17 protein-coding genes are annotated in these 19,832 nt (G+C 61.3%); 5 read left to right on the forward strand and 12 right to left on the reverse strand.

What is annotated here, in order from left to right:
* Positions 1–255: 255 nt before the first annotated feature.
* The gene (gene nadA / locus J0F90_RS06105) at positions 256–1,317 is read left to right on the forward strand and encodes a quinolinate synthase NadA (RefSeq protein ID WP_015376982.1); all 1,062 of its coding nucleotides are present in this window, start codon (positions 256–258) and stop codon (positions 1,315–1,317) included.
* A gap of 20 nt (positions 1,318–1,337) precedes the next feature.
* Positions 1,338–2,063, forward strand: a complete 726-nt coding sequence (pnuC, locus tag J0F90_RS06110; protein ID WP_033641065.1) for a nicotinamide riboside transporter PnuC — start codon at positions 1,338–1,340, stop codon at positions 2,061–2,063.
* A gap of 35 nt (positions 2,064–2,098) precedes the next feature.
* On the opposite strand, the gene zitB is transcribed toward pnuC, so the two are convergent.
* The 3 genes from zitB to J0F90_RS06125 are packed head-to-tail and all read right to left on the reverse strand — an operon-like array spanning position 2,099 to position 6,863.
* Complete coding sequence (zitB, locus tag J0F90_RS06115) at positions 2,099–3,061, reverse strand: CDF family zinc transporter ZitB (RefSeq protein ID WP_028127667.1); 963 nt, start codon at positions 3,059–3,061, stop codon at positions 2,099–2,101.
* Entirely contained in the window at positions 3,061–6,261 is a 3,201-nt protein-coding gene (locus J0F90_RS06120) for an ATP-binding protein (protein ID WP_033641064.1), read from the reverse strand. The genes zitB and J0F90_RS06120 overlap by 1 nt, the downstream gene beginning before the upstream one ends.
* Positions 6,258–6,863 (reverse strand): response regulator, encoded by a 606-nt coding sequence (locus tag J0F90_RS06125; RefSeq protein ID WP_028127666.1) that lies wholly within the window; start codon positions 6,861–6,863, stop codon positions 6,258–6,260. Before J0F90_RS06125 ends, J0F90_RS06120 begins: the two co-directional genes overlap by 4 nt.
* 212 nt (positions 6,864–7,075) lie before the next feature.
* Between J0F90_RS06125 and aroG the strand changes: the two genes are divergently transcribed.
* The 3 genes from aroG to J0F90_RS06140 all read left to right on the forward strand — a co-directional run bounded on the left by aroG (position 7,076) and on the right by J0F90_RS06140 (position 10,631).
* On the forward strand, positions 7,076–8,128 hold the full coding sequence (gene aroG / locus J0F90_RS06130; protein WP_016928717.1) for a 3-deoxy-7-phosphoheptulonate synthase AroG: 1,053 nt from the start codon (positions 7,076–7,078) through the stop codon (positions 8,126–8,128).
* 267 nt (positions 8,129–8,395) lie between these two features.
* Positions 8,396–9,586 (forward strand): YjgN family protein, encoded by a 1,191-nt coding sequence (locus J0F90_RS06135; RefSeq protein ID WP_033633900.1) that lies wholly within the window; start codon positions 8,396–8,398, stop codon positions 9,584–9,586.
* A 7-nt stretch (positions 9,587–9,593) separates the two neighbouring features.
* On the forward strand, positions 9,594–10,631 hold the full coding sequence (locus tag J0F90_RS06140) for a M48 family metallopeptidase (RefSeq protein ID WP_033641063.1): 1,038 nt from the start codon (positions 9,594–9,596) through the stop codon (positions 10,629–10,631).
* Positions 10,632–10,677: 46 nt separating this feature from the next.
* On the opposite strand, the gene gpmA is transcribed toward J0F90_RS06140, so the two are convergent.
* The 9 genes from gpmA to modE all read right to left on the reverse strand — a co-directional run bounded on the left by gpmA (position 10,678) and on the right by modE (position 19,736).
* Positions 10,678–11,430: a 2,3-diphosphoglycerate-dependent phosphoglycerate mutase gene (gene gpmA, locus J0F90_RS06145; RefSeq protein WP_016928714.1), complete on the reverse strand. Its 753-nt coding sequence runs from the start codon at positions 11,428–11,430 to the stop codon at positions 10,678–10,680.
* Between the two features lie 216 nt (positions 11,431–11,646).
* Positions 11,647–11,994 (reverse strand): PsiF family protein, encoded by a 348-nt coding sequence (locus J0F90_RS06150; protein ID WP_028127665.1) that lies wholly within the window; start codon positions 11,992–11,994, stop codon positions 11,647–11,649.
* A 197-nt stretch (positions 11,995–12,191) separates the two neighbouring features.
* Positions 12,192–13,235 carry a galactose-1-epimerase gene (gene galM, locus J0F90_RS06155; RefSeq protein ID WP_033641062.1) on the reverse strand — a complete coding sequence of 348 codons (1,044 nt, stop codon included), beginning with the start codon at positions 13,233–13,235 and terminating at the stop codon, positions 12,192–12,194.
* A complete protein-coding gene (gene galK / locus J0F90_RS06160) occupies positions 13,229–14,380 on the reverse strand; it encodes a galactokinase (RefSeq protein ID WP_033641061.1) in 1,152 nt (383 codons plus the stop codon). Before galK ends, galM begins: the two co-directional genes overlap by 7 nt.
* A complete protein-coding gene (galT, locus tag J0F90_RS06165) occupies positions 14,377–15,429 on the reverse strand; it encodes a galactose-1-phosphate uridylyltransferase (RefSeq protein WP_033641060.1) in 1,053 nt (350 codons plus the stop codon). The genes galK and galT overlap by 4 nt, the downstream gene beginning before the upstream one ends.
* 285 nt (positions 15,430–15,714) lie before the next feature.
* Positions 15,715–16,533, reverse strand: a complete 819-nt coding sequence (locus J0F90_RS06170) for a CPBP family intramembrane glutamic endopeptidase (RefSeq protein WP_033641059.1) — start codon at positions 16,531–16,533, stop codon at positions 15,715–15,717.
* A gap of 166 nt (positions 16,534–16,699) precedes the next feature.
* A complete protein-coding gene (locus J0F90_RS06175; RefSeq protein WP_016928708.1) occupies positions 16,700–17,272 on the reverse strand; it encodes a cysteine hydrolase family protein in 573 nt (190 codons plus the stop codon).
* Positions 17,273–17,366: 94 nt separating this feature from the next.
* Positions 17,367–18,854, reverse strand: coding sequence for a molybdate ABC transporter ATP-binding protein ModF (modF, locus tag J0F90_RS06180; protein ID WP_033641473.1), 1,488 nt, complete (start codon positions 18,852–18,854; stop codon positions 17,367–17,369).
* A 90-nt stretch (positions 18,855–18,944) separates the two neighbouring features.
* Positions 18,945–19,736, reverse strand: a complete 792-nt coding sequence (gene modE, locus J0F90_RS06185) for a molybdenum-dependent transcriptional regulator (protein WP_033641058.1) — start codon at positions 19,734–19,736, stop codon at positions 18,945–18,947.
* Positions 19,737–19,832 lie beyond the last annotated feature (96 nt).

Below are 19,832 nucleotides of genomic sequence, written 5' to 3' on the forward strand. Positions count from 1 at the left end.
CTCGTTTCAACAACACACCGATCGTCATCCCGCTCTTTTCTGAACGGCTATACGTTCTCGCCAAGCGGTTATCCGCTATGAACTGCGCGGGCAATGCCTGTGTTTTTAATCTATTAAACAATAGGTGCGCAAAATTGAAAATATCAGCGGACTTTTCGCGCTGATTTAGGTATTTTGTTTAGTATATAAAACTAAGGGCGTTGCGGCAGGCAATATTCAAGCGGCAGGCGCCCAGCCTAGCATGAGATTGCAGCGATGAGTGAAATGTTTGATGTCAATGCGGCGGTGTATCCCTTCCCGCCTAAACCGGTACCGCTGGACGTAGCCGAAAAAGCCTTTTATCGCGAAAAGATCAAAACCCTGCTCAAGCAGCGCAACGCGGTGATGGTCGCCCACTATTATACCGATCCGGAAATCCAGGCGCTGGCGGAAGAAACCGGCGGCTGCGTGGCGGATTCGCTGGAAATGGCGCGCTTCGGCAGCGCGCATCCGGCTTCCACGCTGTTGGTGGCCGGCGTGCGTTTCATGGGGGAAACCGCCAAGATCCTCAGCCCGGAAAAGCAGGTGCTGATGCCGACGCTGTTTGCCGAATGTTCGCTGGATCTGGGCTGCCCGGAAGAGGAATTTCATGCGTTTTGCGACAGCCATCCCGATCGCACCGTGGTGGTCTATGCGAATACCTCGGCGGCGGTCAAAGCGCGCGCTGACTGGGTGGTGACCTCCAGCATCGCCGTCGAACTGATCGAGCATCTGGATAGCCTGGGCGAGAAAATTATCTGGGCGCCGGATCGTCATCTCGGCAGCTACGTGCAGAAGCAGACCGGCGCTGACGTGTTGTGTTGGCAAGGCGCCTGCATTGTCCATGACGAGTTTAAGACCCAGGCGCTGCGGCGCATGAAGGCGCTCTATCCGCAGGCGGCCATCCTGGTGCATCCCGAATCGCCTCAGGCGGTGGTCGAGCTGGCGGATGCGGTGGGATCGACCAGCCAACTGATTCAGGCGGCGAAAACATTGCCGCATCAACAGCTGATCGTCGCCACCGATCGCGGTATCTTTTACAAGATGCAGCAGGCTTGTCCGGACAAGGAGCTGTTCGAAGCGCCGACTGCCGGGGAAGGCGCGACCTGCCGCAGCTGCGCGCATTGCCCGTGGATGGCGATGAATGGCCTGAAGGCGATTGCCGAAGGGCTGGAGCAGGGGGGCGCGCAGCATGAGATCCACGTGGACGCCGCGCTGCGTGAAAAGGCGCTGGTGCCGCTGAACCGCATGCTGGATTTCGCCGCTCAGCTTAAGATGCAGGTTAAAGGCAACGCTTAACCGTTTAAAAGGATGACCTCATGAGCTTCTTCAGTACCAGCAATATTCTGGTGCATATTCCGCTTGGCGCGGGCGGTTACGATCTGTCGTGGATCGAAGCCATCGGCACACTGTTCGGGTTGCTGTGCATCTGGTACGCCAGCCAGGAAAAAATCATCAACTACCTGTTCGGCCTGATCAACGTCACGCTGTTCGCGGTGATTTTCTTCCAGATCCAGCTGTACGCCAGCCTGCTGCTGCAGCTGTTTTTCTTCGGCGCCAATATTTACGGTTGGTATGCCTGGAGCCGCCAAACCCAGGATAACCAGGCCGAGCTGCAGATCCGCTGGCTGCCGCTGCCGAAAGCGTTGGCCTGGGCGGCGGTTTGCGTCATCGGCATCGGCCTGATGACCTTCAACATCGACCGCGTGTTCGCCTGGCTGACGCAGATTGCGGTGGCGGTGATGCAAGGGCTGGGGCTGAACGTGCAGATGCCGACGCTGCAGCCGGACGCGTTCCCGTTCTGGGATTCGGCGATGATGGTGCTCTCCATCGTGGCGATGATCCTGATGACGCGCAAGTACGTGGAAAACTGGCTGCTGTGGGTGGTTATCGATGTCATCAGCGTGGCGATCTTCGCCTACCAGGGCGTGTACGCGATGGCGCTGGAGTATGTCATTCTGACGCTGATCGCCCTGAACGGCTCCTGGCTGTGGATCAAGAGCGCCGGGCGCAACCGTTCCAATCCGCTCTCTTCCGCACCGTAACAACGCAGAGGGCGCCGTGATGGCGCCCTCGTGGCTTAGTGGTGATGTCCCAGATGGGAATGCGCTTCGGCATGTGAGTGTTCACTCGGCTCCGGCGCCCGGTTGATACCGCAGTCCGGCGTCTCGCAGTGCCGGTACTCCATCTGGATGGTCACGTGGCCGATCTTGTAGTGTTCCAACAGATAAGCCTGGATGCGTTGCAACAGCCCATCGTGGTCATGCGGCGGGATCACCTGCGCATGCAGCGTCATCAGCTTCTGTTCGCCGATCTGCCAGACGTGTACGTGGTGGATATTGCGCACTTCCGGGATGTTCAGGCACAGGTCTTTTTGCAGCTTGGCGATGTCGACCTCCTGCGGCGTGCCTTCCAGCAGCTCGTGGAAGCTCTCCTTCAGCAGCCGCCAGGCGCTACGCAGCACCAGACAGGAGACCAGCACCGACAGGATCGGGTCAATCGGCGTCCAGCCGGTGGCGAGAATGACGATGGCGGCGACGATGGCGCCCACCGAGCCGAGCAGGTCGCCCAGCACATGCAGCGCGGCCGCCCTCACGTTGATATTTTTCTCTTCGCTGCCGCGATGCAGCAGCCAGAAGGCGAACAGGTTCGCCAGCAGCCCCGCTATGGCGATGATCAGCATCGGAGTACCCATCACCGGCTGTGGTTCGAAGAAACGCCGTATCGCCTCCCACAGGATGAATACCACGATCACCAGTAGCGCCGCGGCGTTGAGGAAGGCCGCCAGGGTGGTCAGGCGCAGATAGCCGAAGGTGTGGCGCGCGTTGGGCTTGCGCTGGGAAAAGTGCACCGCCATCAGCGCCACCAACAGCGCGGCGGCATCGGTCAGCATGTGCCCGGCGTCGGCCAACAGCGCCAGCGAGCCGGACAACAGGCCGCCGGCCACTTCGGCCACCATAAAGACGGCGGTGACTAAAAAAGCGGTCAGTAGGCGTTTACTATTACTGTCTTTCGGCAGGTGTACGTGTGGAGTGTCCGACATTATTCATCCTTATGCATAGCGAAAGTGGGGGCGGCGGCGAGCAGAGCGTCCAGCTCCGGTTCTATCTGCGCCACTGACGCCTTTAATTTAGTATAAGCGGCGGCGGCAAGTTCGCCCCGACGTGCGGTTTCCACCAGTTGCTGGCACAGCCGCGCGGCTTCCGGCAACTGCAGCATCAGCAGGCTGCCCTTGATGCGGTGCGCCGCCTGTTCCAGGCGTGGCCAGTCGCTCGCGGCGACGGCATCCGCGAGCCGCTGCCGGTCTTGCCGCAGCGTGTCGTTGAGCGTCTGCGCCAGCCGCTGCATCATGGCGCGATCGCCGCCCGCCATCTCAGCCAGCGTTTGCCGTAGGTCAGTAAGGACTGACTTTTCTTCCTGAGCCTGCGGTTGCTGAGCCAATACCTGGCCGATTGCCGCCAGTGAAATCGGCTTGGTCAGGAAGTGGTCGATCGCCACCAGGCCCGGCGGGATGCGGGTAAACTCCTGCACGTCTGCCGAGCAGAGCACGATGCGGCAAGGCGGGCGCTGCAACCGCTGTTCGTCGCGCCGGATCAGCCTGGCCAGCGTCAGTCCGTCCGGGCGCGGCATGTTATAGTCGATAAACAGCAGATCGAACGGCTGTCGGCGCTGGGTCTTCAGCAGCGCATAGCCTTGTTCGAAGCGGGCCGGCTGTAATCCGAAGTGGCGCAGCTGGCGTTCCATCAGCAACAGATTGGTGGGATGATCGTCGATCAGCGCGGTACGCATGGCGGAAGACGGCAGATCAAAGCTACGTTCTGCCGGGGCGACAGCCGGCGGCGAGCCGCTCAGCTCGACCGGTATCGCGACCTCGACGCGTGTACCGACGCCCGGCTGCGAGTGCAACGCGATGCGGCCGCCCATCTGTTCGACGATTTCTTTGCAGATCGACAGGCCCAAACCGGTTCCTTGCACCGAGATGCGTTGCGCGCCGCGCGCGCGGTAAAACGGTTGAAACAGCTTGCCCACCTCATCGGCGGCGATGCCGCAGCCGCTGTCGTTCACCGTCAGATGCAATTCCCCCTGCCGCTCATCCTGCGCGCGCCAGCCGACTTCGACCTGAATGGCGCCGCGCGGCGTGAACTTTATCGCGTTGTTTATCAGGTTGTTAGCCACCTGAAGTAAACGCTCACCATCAATAATCACCGCCTCCGGCAGCGCCGGATCCGCCACCACGCTCAGCGTCAACGGCCGATCGCCGATCAGCGGTCGGTAAAGGGCGTCGATGCGCGCGACCCAGGGGCGCAGCGCCACCGGTTTTGGCGCTAACGTCAACGACCCGGTTTCCAGCCGCGCGTGATCCTGCAGGTCGTTGAGCAGGTTGAGCAGCGATGAGGCCGAACTGTAAATCACCGGCAGGCCTTCCGGCGCAGGTTGGCGTTTGAGCTCCAGTTCCAGCAGGCCGAGGATGGCATGCATCGGCGTGCGCAGTTCATGGCTGACGGTGGCGAGGAATTTGCTCTTCATGCGATTTTCCGCTTCGGCGCGGCGGCGCGCCTGCTCGAGCTCTTCGCGTTCGCGTTTTTCACGGCGCTGCAGCATGAAACGGCGCAGCGTCAGCGCCAACAGCAGCACGGTAGCGGCGGCCAACAGCGCCAGCAGCCAGGTGGTCTGCGGCGGCATGCGGTTGTCGTTCACCGCGTCGATCAGGTTGCTGCGATCGACGATCCACTCGTCGCGCAGCGATTGCAGGGTATCCGCCGGGATCTGCATCAGGTTCTTATCGAGGATCGCCAGCAGCAGCGGCTGATCGCGGCGCACGCCGAAAGCCACCGGATAGGGGATGTTGTTGGCGGCGAAGGCCAGCTTGATGGCGCCGGAATAGCGCGACAGCGCCAAAAAGTTGGCGGAGATGACGTTATCCACCAGCGCATCCAGCTGGCCGTTGGCCAGCGCGTCGTACATCGACTTGCTGTCGGCGAAGCTGACGGTCTGTTCCTGTTCCGGCACCAGCCCCTGCGCCAAATCGCCCTGCAGCACGCCGATGCGCTTGCCGGCCAGATCGCCCCAGGTCGAGACGCCGTTGGCATACTGGCCGACGTAAACGCCCCACAGCGAACGGTGGATCGGCATGCTGGCGCTGTAGCGCGCCTTGACGCCGCGCGCCAGCGGCAGGGCGGCGCGGAAGCTGGCCTGGCCGGATTGCACCAGCTGATCGGCCTGCTCGGCGTTGCGCGCCCACAGCGGCGCGAAACGCAGCCCGGTGTTTTGCGCGATGATGTTGAGAATATCGATGGCGTAGCCGCGCGGCTGGCCGTCGGAGCCGCGGTAGGCGAACGGGAAATTGTTCTCGATGGCGGCGTAGTAAACCACGCGGTGGCTCGCCACCCAATTCTTCTCCATCGTCGTCAGATCGGCATTGCCGGTATCGAGGTAGCTGGGGATCTTTTTGCTCCAGCGGCTCTGCAGGGCATTCATCAGCTCCATCGGTGCGTCGGCGATGGCGGTGTCCAGCGTATCTATCAGCCGCGGGTCGGCGGCGGCGAACACGAAGGACAGGTTGCCCAGGTTCTCGTTGCTTTCAATCTGATAGAGCTGGCCGAGCTGCAACTGGTCGATGATAAAGCTGGCGCTGGCCTCGTCGGCGATAAAGTAGTCGCTGCTGCCGTTGAGCAGCGAATAGACCGCCTGCAGGTTGTTGTCGTAGCGCTGGATCTGCGACGCCACCGCCTGCAGGGCGCCGCCGGACTGCATGTCGGTCAGCGCGCCGATCGCGACGCGGGCATTGGCGGAGTTGAGCATCACCGGCCGATCGTTGCTGCGGTCGCGCAATACGCGCAGGTTGCTGACGTAATAGGGCTGAGAGATCGCCAATCCGTGCAGCGCTTCACTTTGCGGGATGCCATACAGCAGATCGATTTTGCCGTCGTGCAGCGCCTGCTCCAACTGCGTCAGATCGGCGAAGCCGTAAATGGCGAAGCGAATGCCGGTTACCTGCTGGATATAGCCGAGGTAGTCGGCGTTCAGCCCATACAGATCGTCATCCACAATGATGTTGTACGGACTGGTGTTCTCACTGATGATGCCGACGCGCAGCGTGTGGTCGCGCCAGGGGTTTTTCTCGCCGACGATCAGCATGTTCTCGGGGGTATTCAGATTGCTGACCAGCTGATAGCGCACCGGCTCCCCCGCCTGCGCCAGGCCGCACCACAGGATCAGCAGCAGCAGGGCGCGGCGCATCATGGCGCCAGCTCTTTAAATACCGCCACCAGCTCCAGCAGATTACCGGCGCCGGTTTTGCGCTGAATGTTTTTCTTGTGCGTGCTGACGGTCTTGTTGCTGATGTGCAGCCGGTCGGCGATCTGCAGGTTGGACAACCCCTGGCTCAGCAAACCCAGCACCTCGAGCTCCTTGGGCGTGAGCAGCCCGCCGTCCGCCGTCGGCGCTTCTTCGGCCAGCGCGGCGGCGGGGAAACTGGCTTCACCGTCCAGCACCTGCTCGATCGCCAGCACCAACTCCGCCAGCGAGCTGCCTTTATTGACGAAACCGTCGGCGCCGGCGGCATGCGCCATGCGCGCATAGACATCGGCCTCTTGCGCGGTATAGATCAGGATCTTTTGTTGCGGGTAGCGGCGGCGGATTTTTTTCAACAGCTGCAGCCCATCGACCTGCGGCAGGCCGATATCCAGGATCACCAGGCCGAAAGCGGCCTCGGCCAGCAGAGCCAACGCCTGGACGTCGTCCTGCGCCGCCTGCAGGCGGTAGGGGCGGGATGATTTCATTAGCGCCGCTTCCAGTGCGACATGAACCACCGGGTGGTCATCAACTAATAACAGAGAAGGCATGTTCAACTCGGGTCGCTTTATATTCCGATCGCTAGCATAGCGAAAAAGGAGGCTCTGCGCTCCCCTGATGAAACAGCACAATCTGCTGTTAATTTGGCGGTTCCAGCGGAGGGGGGCAAAGGTGATTTACAGCGCCATTCCCACAGGCTAGATTGTTGGGATCTACACCGTTACGCACTGCGAAATACCCCTCGATACCGAATGGAAAAGCTATGAATTACCAAAACGACGATTTACGCATTAATGATATTAAGGAACTCCTGCCGCCGGTGGCTCTGCTGGAGAAATTCCCGGCTACCGAACGCGCGGCAAAGACGGTGTCCCAGGCCCGCAGCGCGATTCACAATATCCTCCGCGGCAGCGACGATCGCCTGCTGGTGGTGATTGGCCCTTGCTCCATCCACGATACCCAAGCCGCCAAAGAGTACGCGGGGCGCCTGCTGGCGCTGCGTGAAGAACTGAGCGGCGAGCTGGAAGTGGTGATGCGCGTATACTTCGAAAAACCGCGCACCACCGTGGGCTGGAAAGGCCTGATCAACGATCCGCAGATGGACAACAGCTTCAACATCAACGACGGCCTGCGCCTGGCGCGCAAACTGCTGGTGGAGATCAACGACAGCGGTCTGCCGGCCGCCGGCGAATTCCTCGACATGATCACGCCGCAGTACCTGGCGGATCTGATGAGCTGGGGCGCCATCGGCGCGCGCACCACGGAATCGCAGGTGCACCGCGAGCTGGCCTCCGGCCTCTCGTGCCCGGTCGGTTTCAAGAATGGCACCGACGGCACCATCAAGGTGGCGATCGACGCCATCAACGCCGCCGGCGCGCCGCACTGCTTCCTGTCGGTGACCAAGTGGGGCCACTCGGCGATCGTTAACACCAGCGGCAACGGCGACTGCCACATTATTCTGCGCGGCGGCAAAGAGCCGAACTACAGCGCGGCGCACGTGAAGGACGTCAAAGCCGGCCTGAGCAAAGCCGGGCTGCCTGCGCAGGTGATGATCGACTTCAGCCACGCCAACAGCAGCAAACAGTTCAAAAAGCAGATGGACGTGAGCGCTGACGTTTGCGGGCAGATTAGCGGCGGTGAAAAAGCGATCATCGGCGTGATGATCGAAAGTCACCTGGTGGAAGGTAACCAGAACCTCGAAAGCGGCGAACCGCTGGTTTACGGCAAGAGCGTGACCGACGGCTGCATCGGCTGGCAGGACACCGAAACCGTGCTGCGCGATCTGGCGGCGGCGGTGAAAGCGCGCCGCGGATAACCGCAAACAATGACAAGGGCCCGATAACGGGCCCTTGTTTTATCCTTGCCATTGCACTTCTCTATATTCCACGACTTTAAGGCTTACAGTTAATAGGCCAATTAAGTCCTTAAGCGGCCCTCTTCGCATTATTCCTATTTAAGAAAAGAATAATTGTCACTGCTCGCGGCATTGTGCTTATATAAGACGCTTTTTTTATTCCATAAACCCCGCAGGCCTAATAAGTGGGGAGTGGTATGACCTTATTCCTTTCAGGATGAAAGAATTATGACAAACAATACCTCGCAGCCGCTGGGGCTGCACCGGATTAAATTCCATGGGAAAGGTGGTGAGTACTTCGCTATTTGGTTAGTCAATGCATTATTGACCGCCCTGACCCTGGGCATCTATTCCGCCTGGGCGACGGTGCGCCGTCGCCGCTATTTTTACGGCAACACGGAATTGGACGGCGATCGTTTTGACTACCATGCACAACCGCTGCAAATTCTGAAAGGGCGGCTGTTGGTGATCGGCGGCATCATCGTGTTTTATATCTTGCTGGCGATAACGCCCCTGTTGGGGCTGCTGGCTTTGCTGGTGTTGCTTGCCCTGCTGCCGTGGATCGTTATTCGCAGCTGGCGCTACAATGCGATTATGTCGAGCTATCGCGGCGTGCGTTTTAATTATGTCTGCCGCACCGGGCGTGCCTATTGGGCTTTACTGTTCTGCCCGTTATTGCTGATTATCGGGCTGTATGTCGGTCTGATCATCTTGCTCGGCATTGGCAGCGGTCTTGGCAGCATCAACGCCATCGCTTTTATGCTGGTGCTGACGCTGATTTTGGCCGTGCCGGCATTTGCGGCGGTAAACGGCATTATTAGCGCACTGCAGCATGATTTGTACGTTAATAACCTGTTCTTCGGGCGCACACCGTTTATTGCCGAACTGAAGAAATCGGCCTTTATCAAATTTGCCTTGATCGGCCTGCTCATATTCCTGCCATTCATGTTGGTCGCGTTGGTGTGCATCGGTTCGTTCTTCTTTACTCTCTATCAGATGGTGTTGATGGGCATGTTGACCAATGAAGCCATTGATGTGCTGGTGCTGGACAATATCAGCAGCCTTCTGCTGATGATGGTGGTGCTGTTGATCGGCGCGCTGGTGGCCAGCAGCTACCAGGTCGTTGCCCAGCGCAACTATCTGTTTAACCAGGCAAGGCTGAACGGCGACATCAAGCTGCATTCCTCAATGAAAACGCTGCCGTATATGGGATTGTTGATCACCAATACCCTGATTACCCTGTTCTCGCTCGGTTTGGCGGCGCCGGTGGCGGAAGTGCGTCATGCCCGTTATCTGGCGGCCTGCACGGCGGTTGAAGGCGATCTGGCGCTGCTGGACATTACGGCGCATCAGGAAAGCGCCAACAGCGCGGTGGCCGAAGAAGCGCTGCAGGCGCTGGATCTGGGCGGCAACTTCTGAGGCGCCGATGATCCTTGAAGGCGCTTATCAGTTGCCGGGACGGGCCGCACGTGAGGCGGCTCGTCTGCTGGTGAACGAAAGCGGCGAAGGCGTGACGTTGCAGCGGCAGGATGAACAGCGTTACATCCCGCTGACGGACATCACCGTTTCTGCCGCGCTGGGCAATATTCCGCTGACGCTCACCTTCAAGGGCGGCGGGCGCTTTGTGCCTGACGACGACGCGGCCTTTCGCCGCTGGTTCTATCAACGCCGTTCGCCGGGGTGGGTGCATCGCCTGGAGCGCCATAAACGCGGCGTCGCCCTGGCGCTGCTGATGACGCTGTTGGCGGTAGTGGCTTACGTTTACGTGGTGCTGCCGTGGGCGAGCAGCGAGATCGCCATGCGCATCCCCACCTCGGTGGAACAGACGCTGGGCGAACATACGCAGACGTTCTTGGACCAGAGCGGCTTCGCGCCCTCCGCACTGCCGGCCGAGCGGCAACGGGCGCTGCAGCAGCTGTTCCGGCAGGTGATGCCGGCCGACATGCGCCAGGAGCGCACGCCGCTCTCGCTGAAGCTGATGGCGGCGCCCGGTGCGCCGAACGCCTTTATGCTGCCGGACGGCACGCTGGTGCTCAGCGATAGCCTGGTCACCTTGTCAAAAAACGACGATGGCTTGGCGGCGGTGATGCTGCATGAGATGGGGCATCACGCCCATCGTCACCCGATGCGCATGTTGGTGCGTTCGTCATTGGTGGCGTTGACGCTGATGTGGATGACGGGTGACGTCAGCGGCATCGGCGACACGCTGCTGCAGTCCGCATCCTTCGTGAATGAGATGCAGTTTTCTCGCGGGATGGAGCGTGAGGCGGATGCGTTTGCGATAGCGGAAATGCAGCGCCAGGGGCGTTCGCTGGCGGAAATGGCGGCGATCTACCGCGCGTTGGCACAGGCGCCTGAACGAGAAAAGACCGATGACTGGGCGCTGCCTGCCTGGCTCAGCACCCATCCGGCGATGCAGGAACGGCTGGACGCGGTGAACGAGGCGATGGCGCAGCAGCAATAAAAAAGCCCCCGGTGAAAACCGGGGGCTTTTTCGTGAACGGGCGAAATTACTTCGCTTTACCCTGGTTCGCTACGGCCGCCGCTTTTGCTGCGATCTCGTCGGCGTTACCCAGGTAGTAACGTTTGGTTGGTTTGAAGTTCTCGTCGAACTCATACACCAACGGCACGCCGGTTGGGATGTTCAGCTCGAGGATTTCATCTTCGCTCAGGTTATCCAGGTATTTCACCAGCGCGCGCAGGGAGTTGCCGTGCGCCGCAACGATCACGCGCTCGCCGCTCTTGATGCGTGGCAGGATCTCTTCGTCCCAGTAAGGGATAACGCGATCGATGGTCAGCGCCAGGCTTTCGGTCAGCGGCAGCTCTTGCTCGCTAAGCGAGGCGTAGCGCGGATCGTGGCCAGGGTAACGTTCGTCTTCTTTGGTCAGCTCAGGTGGGGTCACCGCGAAGCCGCGACGCCATTGTTTCACCTGCTCGTCGCCGTATTTTTCCGCGGTTTCCGCTTTGTTCAGACCCTGCAGCGCGCCGTAGTGACGTTCGTTCAGCTTCCAGGATTTTTCGGTTGGCAACCAGGCCTGATCCAGCTCGTCGAGGATGTTCCACAGGGTGTGGATCGCGCGCTTCAGTACGGAGGTGTAAGCGAAGTCAAAAGTGAAACCTTCCTCTTTCAACAGCTTGCCTGCTGCTTTCGCTTCGGTGCGGCCCTTGTCGGACAGATCAACATCATACCAACCGGTGAAGCGGTTTTCTTGGTTCCACTGGCTTTCGCCGTGACGCACCAGAACCAGCTTAGTTACAGCCATAGCTTAACTCCTTAATAATCTGACATTTCAATGATAACGAAAATCATTATATTGCCGCGGGCCGGGGCTCGGCAATCGATAGTGTCTAACCATAGCCAATTTCTTGCCGCAAAGTAAGGGCTGGCGAAAGGAAAAAGCTGAATCGTTCAGGCTGATGCGGAAGGGGGAGAAACGGCACGTCGGAATCGCTCCGGACGCGCCGTGGCAGAGGGGAAATCAGGCCGATTTTTTCAGGCAGTTGCTCATGAAGGTTTTACGCGCGTCGCCCTTCAGATCCTTGGTCTTGGCGTCGGCATTGCAGCTTTTCATTTTCTGCTGCTGCGGCGTCAGGGTTTTGCCGGACGCAGCGGCACCTTCGGACTTCAGACAGGTGCTCATAAAGGTGGAGCGATCGGCGCCTTTCAGCGACTTGGTGGATGCCTGCTGGTTGCAATCGGTCATGCGTTTCTGTTGGGCCGCCTGCGCCGGCGAAGGCGTTTTCGTCGCCGTCGTCGCGTCGGCCGCCATCAGATTGGTGCTCAGCATTAAGCCCGCCAGCAATGGAAGTGCAGTAATCAGACGCATAGGTGTTCCTTCAGCTATTGATTGGCCGCCATCGGCCGAAAATGGTGACGTTGCACAAGGCGTTGTGCTTATCACGGTAGCCTGAGTGTAGTGCGCGCTTTGGAATAAGGGAAGGTGGGCGCCGGTGGGGGGATGGCGCTAAAAGGTAAGCATTTATAACAAATTGCCCCCGGCCGCACGGCGAGGGGCGTAGCGGGTCAGATAGGATAAAACTGATAATGCGTGGCGCTGCGGTAGCGGCTCCCCGGTTGCAGCCAACAGTCCGGCTGCGGCCACTCGGGATGGTGCGGGCTGTCCGGCAAAAACTCGCTCTCTAGCGCCACGCCGGCATGGTTGGCGTAGCTGCCGCCATCGCGCGCCGGCGTGCCGGCCAGATAATTGCCGCTGTAGAGCTGCAGCGCAGGCGCGTCGGTGAACACGCTCATTTGCACTTGCCCGTCGGCTGACCACAAATGCGCCGCCGGGCTCTCCAGCGCCCCACAGGTACGCTGCAGCAGAAAGGCGTGATCGTAGCCTTTCACCCGCTGCTGGTCGCGATCGCGCAGGAAATCCTGTAACAACGTTTTCGGCTGACGAAAATCCATGCCGCTGCCGTCCACCGCCGTCAGATCGGCACAGGGAATGCCCTCGGCGTCGACGGGCAGGTAGCGATCGGCGAACAGCTGCAGCCGTTGGGCGCGGGCGTCGGTGCCGGCACCGTCCAGATTGAAATAGGCGTGGTTGGTCAGGTTGACCGGGCAGGGGCGATCGACCTGTGCCAGATAGCTGATTTCCAAACGATTATCCGGGGTCAGACGGTAGCAGACCTGCACGTCGAGATTGCCGGGGAAACCCTGATCGCCCTCCGCCGAGTGCAGCGCATAGCAGACCTGTTGCGCATCCTGCTGGACCCGGCGCCAGCGGCGGGCATGAAAACCGTCGGGGCCGCCGTGCAGCTGGTGGAGGCCCTGATTGGCGGCCAGCGCATGGGGTTTCCCGTCGATGGGCAGGCTGGCGTTGGCGATGCGGTTGGCGTAACGGCCGACGGTGGCGCCCAGATAGGCGCCCTGGCGCGGGTAGTCTGCCGGGCTGCGGCAGCCGAGCAGCAGTTCGCGTTTTTCACCGGATTTGAGCGGCAAGACGGCGGACAGCCAGGTGGCGCCCCAGTCCATCAGCGTCACCGTCATGCCGGCGGCGTTTTGCAGCTGCGTCAGCTGATAAGGCTCCCCATCGGGCGCCGCCGCCGTGCTCATCGTCAGCATGTACCGGCCCCCTGCGAAGCCTGGCAGACATAGAACGTTTCCTGCAATCCGCCGGTTTGCCGCGGATACTCGTGCGCCACGGCGGCACGCACCGTCTCCACGAGATCCTGCGGCATCAGCGCGACGATGCAGCCGCCAAAGCCGCCGCCGGTCATGCGCACGCCACCGCGCGGGCCGATCGTCGCTTTGACGATCTCGACCAACCGATCGATCGGCGGCACGGTGATTTCGAAGTCGTCACGCATCGAGGCGTGGGACTCCGCCATCAGCCGGCCCATGCGTTGCAGATCGCCGGCCGCCAGCGCATCGGCCGCCGCCAGCGTGCGGGTATTCTCGCTGATGACATGGCGCGCGCGTTTGGCCACCAACGGATCCAACTGATGTTGACGTGCTGCAAACTGTTCCGGGCTGACGTCACGCAGCGCCTTGACGCCGAAGAACCGAGCCGCTTCTTCACACTGTTTGCGGCGGGTGTTGTACTCGCTGTCCACCAGCCCGCGCTGCACATTGGAGTTGATGATCACCACCGCGACGCTGTCCGGCATCGGCACCGCACGGGTCTCCAGCGAGCGGCAGTCGATCAGCAGAGCGCTGTCGCGCCGGCCGAGCGCGGAGATCAACTGGTCCATGATGCCGCAGTTGCAGCCGACGAACCGGTTCTCCGCCTCCTGGCCGTTCAGCGCCAGCGCCACGCCGTCCAGCGGCAGCTGATAGAGCGCCTGCAGCGCCTGGCCCACCGCCACCTCCAGCGCGGCGGAGGAGCTGAGTCCCGCCCCTTGCGGCACATTGCCGGCGATCACCAGATCCGCGCCGCCGAAGTCGGCGTTGCGGCGCTGAAGATGTTTCACCACGCCGCGCACATAGTCGGACCAGCGCTGATCGGGGTGGCTGACGATCGGCTCGTCGAGCGAGAATTGATCCTGCTGATTCTGATAATCGGCGGCCAGCACGCGGATCTGGCGGTCGTCGCGCTTGGCGCAGGCGATGACGGTTTGGTAATCGATGGCGCAGGGCAGCACGAAGCCGTCGTTGTAATCGGTATGCTCGCCGATCAGGTTCACCCGCCCCGGCGCCTGGATGGTCAACGCCGGCGCGTAGCCGAAGTGCTCGGTAAACAGGGAATGGGTAAGCGGTTTCAGGCTCATGCTTGGGCTCCGGCTTCACGGTAATGGATATCGCTGACGGCGCGCAGACGCTCTGCGGCCTGTTCGGCGGTCAGATCGCGCTGGGTTTCCGCCAGCATCTCGTAACCGACCATAAATTTGCGCACGCTGGCTGAACGCAGCAGCGGCGGATAGAAATGGGCGTGCAGCTGCCAGTGTCGGTTGTCGGCGCCGTTGAACGGCGCGCCGTGCCATCCCATCGAATAGGGGAAAGAACACTGGAACAGGTTGTCGTAGCGGCTGGTCAGCTTCTTCAGCGCCAGCGCCAGATCTTGGCTTTGTGCCGCGCTGAGATCGGTGATGCGCTGCACCGCCGTTTTCGGCAGCAGCAGCGTTTCAAACGGCCAGGCGGCCCAGTAGGGCACCACCGCCAGCCAGTGTTCGGTGTTCACCACGATGCGTTCGCCTGCGGCCAGCTCGCGCTGCACATAGTCCAGCAGCAGCGGGGAGGCGTGCTCCCGAAAATACGCTTGCTGCAGGCGATCTTCGCGCTCGGCCTCGTTTGGCAGAAAACTGTTGGCCCAGACCTGCCCGTGCGGGTGCGGGTTGGAGCAGCCCATCGCCGCGCCTTTGTTTTCGAACAATTGCACCCAGGGGTAGTGCTTGCCCAGCTCCTCGGTTTGCGCCTGCCAGGTGGTGACCACCTGCTCCAGCGCCGGCAGCGTCAGTTCGGGCAGGGTCTTGCTGTGATCGGGAGAGAAGCAGATCACCCGGCTGACGCCGCGCGCGCTCTGGCTGCGCATCAGCGGATCCTGGCTGTCGGGCGCCGGCGGCGTATCGCTCATCAGCGCGGCGAAATCGTTGGTGAAAACATAGGTGCCGCGATAATCCGGATTGCGATCGCCGGTGACGCGCGCGTTGCCCGGGCACAGGAAACAGTCGGGATCGTGCGCCGGCAGCGTTTCTGTGGGGACGGCCTCCTGCTGGCCCTGCCAGGGGCGCTTGGCGCGGTGCGGTGAGACCAGCACCCACTGGCCGCTCAGCGGATTGTAGCGGCGGTGCGGATGATCGATAGGGTTAAATTCCGTCATACGGTTCCTTTCTTGGCGCCGACGAAAGTGTAATCGCTTCCAATTACCGTCTTGAGACGCCCGTTGCTGAACAGGGAGAGGCTGTTGCGCAGAAAGATAGCACGCGCGCGGCGGTAAAAAGGTGATCTAACGCGAAAAATGGAATCGTTTACACTTCATTGCAAAGCGCAGGAGGGGGGAAGAAAAGCAGGCGGCAACGTGATTGAGGGCATTGCGGTGAAGTGCCGGTGATAGCGTTTTCACCCGACCAGCCGGCAGAGAGGGGCTCTCTGCCGGCTTCAGCCGTTAAGAATGCTGGTACAGCGGATAGGTGAAGAACAGCAGATGGGTCAGATTAAGCCCGAAATGGAACAGAATCGGCACCCACAGACGGCCGCTCCACATCCACGCCAGGCCGTAGATCACCCCGGCGAGGGTTGCGAAGATCACCATCAGCGTACCGCCCGCCAGATGCGCGGCGCCGAACACCAGGGAGGCGACGATCAGCGCCGGCCAGGCGCCCAGCCACTGGCTGAGGCGCTGTTGCAGGTAGCCGCGAAACAGCGCTTCCTCGGCCATGCAGACAAAGAACAGGTTCGCCATCACGAAAGGCAGGATCCAGGCGGGCGCATGCCACTCAATTTTTAAGCCGCCCAGCGCGACGGCCAGCAGCAACAGCGCCGGCACGGCCAGCAGCAGCGCAATCCAGCCCGCTCTGCCGGCGTTGCCGCCGCGTTCGGCGGAAAACAGCGTGGGCAAGCAGGCGAACAGCAGGAAGGGCACCATCGCCTTATCGAAGTTGTAATACATGGTGAACGGCGCGCTGAGCGGACCGGCTTTTTCGCCGTCGATCATCAGTTGATTGTGGATGCCGGGCACCAGGTGCAAGAACAGCGCCACGCAGCCGGCGACCACCAGCCCTTCGAGCGCAATCGCCAGATTACGCTGCGCGCGAAAATGGTGGCGCAACCCCGCCAGCGCTACGATCGCCAGCAGATAACTCAGGCTGAGCGGCGTCAGTACCCCATGATAAAGCCCCATGCCCGCCGAGGCGGCCAGGATCACCCAGGCTATCAGCCGATTAAACGGCAAGAAAAATAACGAAGCAGCCAGTACGCCCCACATGATATGTCCCTTTAAATATGTACACGGCGCTCAGCGCCTTTGCGGCGTGCGATGATGGCAAAATTGAGCGCTAGAGCGGATAGTAGCACACCAGGATGACGCTAAAGGTCGGGGCAGTGATGCATTTGTGCATGATGCCGGCCCACACGACCGGCGGCGAGGAGGGTTAGCCTTTCATCCATGCCTGCGAACGGGTGATTTCGGCCAGGTTTTGCAGGGTATCCAGGCTCTGCTGGTGGATCTCCTGCGTGGGGGCCGCGCACAGATCGTGCAGCACGGTCACCTGAAAGCCGGCGTCGTGCGCCTGCCGCGCGGTGCTCTCGATGGCGAGCGGCGTGCTGATGCCCGCCAGCAGCAGATGGTGGCACCGATGTTGCCGCAGCCAGGCTAACAAATTGTTACCGGAGAAAGCGCTGACTGCCGTTTTTTCAAACTGCAGATCGGTCTCTTCCTGATGCAGTTCGGGCATCCAGCGGCAGCCCGGGCCATTTAGCCGCAGCGCGCCGATCTGCTTGAGATGGTTGAACAGCGGCGAATGGGGCGGGATGTCATGATAATCGTCGGCGAATCCCACCCGCACCCAAATCACCGGGATTTTTCGCACCCGGGCATAGGCCGCGGCGGCATTGACGTTGGCGAGCAGGTGGGTCGTCATCACCTGTTCGCGGCAGTGGTTGGCGCGCCCTTTGGGCCCGATCAGATCTTCGATCAGGTCGATGATAATCAACGCAGCGGACATGGCGTCTCCAAAAATGGCCTTCTTCCTTTCTATGATAAAAGGCCAAATGTGATGTGCTGCGGTGAAGTGTTGCCGGATATGTTTACGCCGCGTTTCAGGCGGAGGCCGCCTCCAGCCGTTGCTGTTGGTAACCATAGCCGCCTTCGCCGTCGGGCACGAAGCTGAGGCGGTGAGTGATGCACTGCGGCGCATCTTCGGCATGGTGCGAGACGAACAGCAACTGGGTGGCGCCCTGGCCGATCAGCACGTCGATAAAGCGGCGCACCAGCTGGCGATTGAGCGGATCCAGCCCCTGCAGCGGCTCGTCGAGGATCAGCAGCGCCGGGTGTTTCACCAGCGCGCGGGCGATCAGCGCCAGCCGCTGTTGGCCCCAGGAAAGGCTGTGGAACGGGGCGTCACCGCGCGCGCCGTTGAGCCCGAGCAGCGCCAGCCATTGCTCTGTCAGCTGCCGCTGACGATCCGAGACCGCCTGATAAATGCCGATCGAATCGAAGAACCCCGACAGCACCACGTTGCGCACGCTGGTGTTGACGCGATAATCCAGATGCAGGCTGCTGCTGACGTAGCCGATATGGCGTTTGATTTCCCAGATGGTTTCCCCGCTGCCGCGGCGGCGGCCGAACAGCGTCAGATCGTTGCTGTAGCCCTGTGGATGATCGCCGGTGATCAAGCTGAGCAGCGTGGATTTGCCGGCGCCGTTCGGGCCGACGATCTGCCAGTGCTCGCCGGGGTTAACCTGCCAGTCGAGATGATTGAGGATCGGCCGATCGTTATAGCTGACCACGCCGTCGCGCAGGACGATCAGCGGCCGATCCGCCGGCAGGGCCACTTTTTGCGTCGGATCCTCGGTTTCCGGCAGCGCCAGCCCGCTGAGGTTTTCGCTGTGCGCCAACTGCGCCACCAGCGCGTCCGCCATTACCTGGCTGCGCGGCCCGCGGCTGGTCAGGGTGCAGTCCGCCAGCACGCCCACCTGGCGGACAAAATCCGGTATTTCGTCGAACCGGTTGAGCACCAGCACCACGGTTTGGCCCTGGGCGGAAAGCTCGCTCAGCAACGCGGCGAGCTGCGCGCGCGAGTGCACGTCCAGCCCGTCGAAGGGTTCGTCGAGGATCAGCAGGTCGGGCTCGGGCATCAGCGCCCGGCACAGCAGGGTCTTGCGCGTTTCGCCGGTGGAGAGGTATTTGAAGCGGCGCGTCAGCAGGGCGGTGATGCCGAACTGCGCGGCCAGCCGCTCACAGCGCGCGGCGTCTTTCACCTCTTCCTGAATGATCTCCGCCGCGGTGCGGCCGGTGTCGTCTTCGTCCGCGCTGAGCAGATCGGTGTTGTTGCGTTGCCACTCGTCGCTGACCATTTTTTGCAGCTGTTCGAAGGAGATGCGCACCGCGTGCTGAAAGTCGCTGCGGCGCTCGCCGCTCAACAGAACCAGTTCGTCGGCCAGCGCGCGCGCCAGGGCGGATTTGCCGCTGCCGTTGGCGCCGACGAAGGCCCAGCTGTCGCCGGCCTGGATCGCCAGTGCATCCAGCGTCAGGGTGCGGGTATCGCTTAAGCGGAATGAACCTTGCGAAATATGCAACGACGACATCACCTGTTCCTTTTTTTGCAATTATTTGCCTTAGAAATAGGCGCATTGCAGGGGGATGTCAATCAACAAAAATGCAACGTTACGTTGCGCTTAACACAACGTGGCGACAATCACGTGGTCGGCGTTGAACAGGGCGTGTACGGCGGCGCCGACGCTCAGCTGCAGGCGCTGCAACTCCGCCGTCGTCAGCGTGGCGCACAGGGTTTCGCCCCCCGCCAGCGTCACCAGCACCTCGCTGTGTTCGGCGCCCGGCTGAATGCCGGCCACCACGCCCGCCAGCGCGTTATCCGCGTCGGCATGTTCCGCCGTCTCGACGCTTAACCGCACCCAGGGCGCCTTGATCAGCGCCAGCACCTCTTTGCCTGGCGTCAGTTGCAGCCGGTCGGCGCTTTGCTGGGTGATGGCCGCCGTCAGGCGAGTGCTGCCGTCGTTCAACAAGATCGCCAGATGCTGCTGCACCTGCTGATGATCGCGCTCGATGACGGTGCCGAAAAATTGATTGCGCGCGCTGGTTTGCAGCGAGAAGCGCGAGATGGCCGCCAGCAGACTGTCGAGCGGCAGATCGTCCTGCTGCAACACGTCGAAGGCCTTTTGCTGCACCTGGCCCAGCAGGTCATACAGCTGGATCAGCCGCTGGCCGTAGTGCGTCAGCTGCGCGCCGCCGCCGCCTTTTCCGCCGGTGGCGCGGTCCACCACCGTGTGTTCCGCCAGCTGGTTCATCTCATTGATGGCGTCCCAGGCGCTTTTGTAGCTGATGCCCGCCAGTTTGGCGCCCTGGCTGATGGAGCCGGTGTGCTGTACCTGTTTCAGCAGCGCGATGCGGCGCGGATCGGCGAACAGCTTTTGCTGGAGTTTGAGAGTCAGAAGAATTTCGGCCTGCATAGCGCATCCTGTCGGCGGCAAAAATCTTATTGTCGCCGATTTGGCGACAAAGCGCCAAACGCAGTGCGCTGGAGAGCGGGGTAATAAAGACTGGCA

Source organism: Serratia marcescens subsp. marcescens ATCC 13880 (assembly GCF_017299535.1).
Lineage (GTDB): Bacteria > Pseudomonadota > Gammaproteobacteria > Enterobacterales > Enterobacteriaceae > Serratia > Serratia marcescens.

Coding starts and splice junctions, on each gene's coding strand:
- galT (WP_033641060.1), bottom strand. CDS start 15,429: ATGACGGAATTTAACCCTATCGATCATCCGCACCGCCGCTACAATCCG.
- J0F90_RS06120 (WP_033641064.1), bottom strand. CDS start 6,261: ATGATGCGCCGCGCCCTGCTGCTGCTGATCCTGTGGTGCGGCCTGGCG.
- zitB (WP_028127667.1), bottom strand. CDS start 3,061: ATGTCGGACACTCCACACGTACACCTGCCGAAAGACAGTAATAGTAAA.
- J0F90_RS06125 (WP_028127666.1), bottom strand. CDS start 6,863: ATGCCTTCTCTGTTATTAGTTGATGACCACCCGGTGGTTCATGTCGCA.
- nadA (WP_015376982.1), top strand. CDS start 256: ATGAGTGAAATGTTTGATGTCAATGCGGCGGTGTATCCCTTCCCGCCT.
- galK (WP_033641061.1), bottom strand. CDS start 14,380: ATGAGCCTGAAACCGCTTACCCATTCCCTGTTTACCGAGCACTTCGGC.
- gpmA (WP_016928714.1), bottom strand. CDS start 11,430: ATGGCTGTAACTAAGCTGGTTCTGGTGCGTCACGGCGAAAGCCAGTGG.
- J0F90_RS06135 (WP_033633900.1), top strand. CDS start 8,396: ATGACAAACAATACCTCGCAGCCGCTGGGGCTGCACCGGATTAAATTC.
- J0F90_RS06175 (WP_016928708.1), bottom strand. CDS start 17,272: ATGTCCGCTGCGTTGATTATCATCGACCTGATCGAAGATCTGATCGGG.
- galM (WP_033641062.1), bottom strand. CDS start 13,235: ATGCTGACGATGAGCACGGCGGCGGCGCCCGATGGGGAGCCTTATCAG.
- modE (WP_033641058.1), bottom strand. CDS start 19,736: ATGCAGGCCGAAATTCTTCTGACTCTCAAACTCCAGCAAAAGCTGTTC.
- pnuC (WP_033641065.1), top strand. CDS start 1,338: ATGAGCTTCTTCAGTACCAGCAATATTCTGGTGCATATTCCGCTTGGC.
- J0F90_RS06150 (WP_028127665.1), bottom strand. CDS start 11,994: ATGCGTCTGATTACTGCACTTCCATTGCTGGCGGGCTTAATGCTGAGC.
- J0F90_RS06140 (WP_033641063.1), top strand. CDS start 9,594: ATGATCCTTGAAGGCGCTTATCAGTTGCCGGGACGGGCCGCACGTGAG.
- aroG (WP_016928717.1), top strand. CDS start 7,076: ATGAATTACCAAAACGACGATTTACGCATTAATGATATTAAGGAACTC.
- J0F90_RS06170 (WP_033641059.1), bottom strand. CDS start 16,533: ATGTGGGGCGTACTGGCTGCTTCGTTATTTTTCTTGCCGTTTAATCGG.
- modF (WP_033641473.1), bottom strand. CDS start 18,854: ATGTCGTCGTTGCATATTTCGCAAGGTTCATTCCGCTTAAGCGATACC.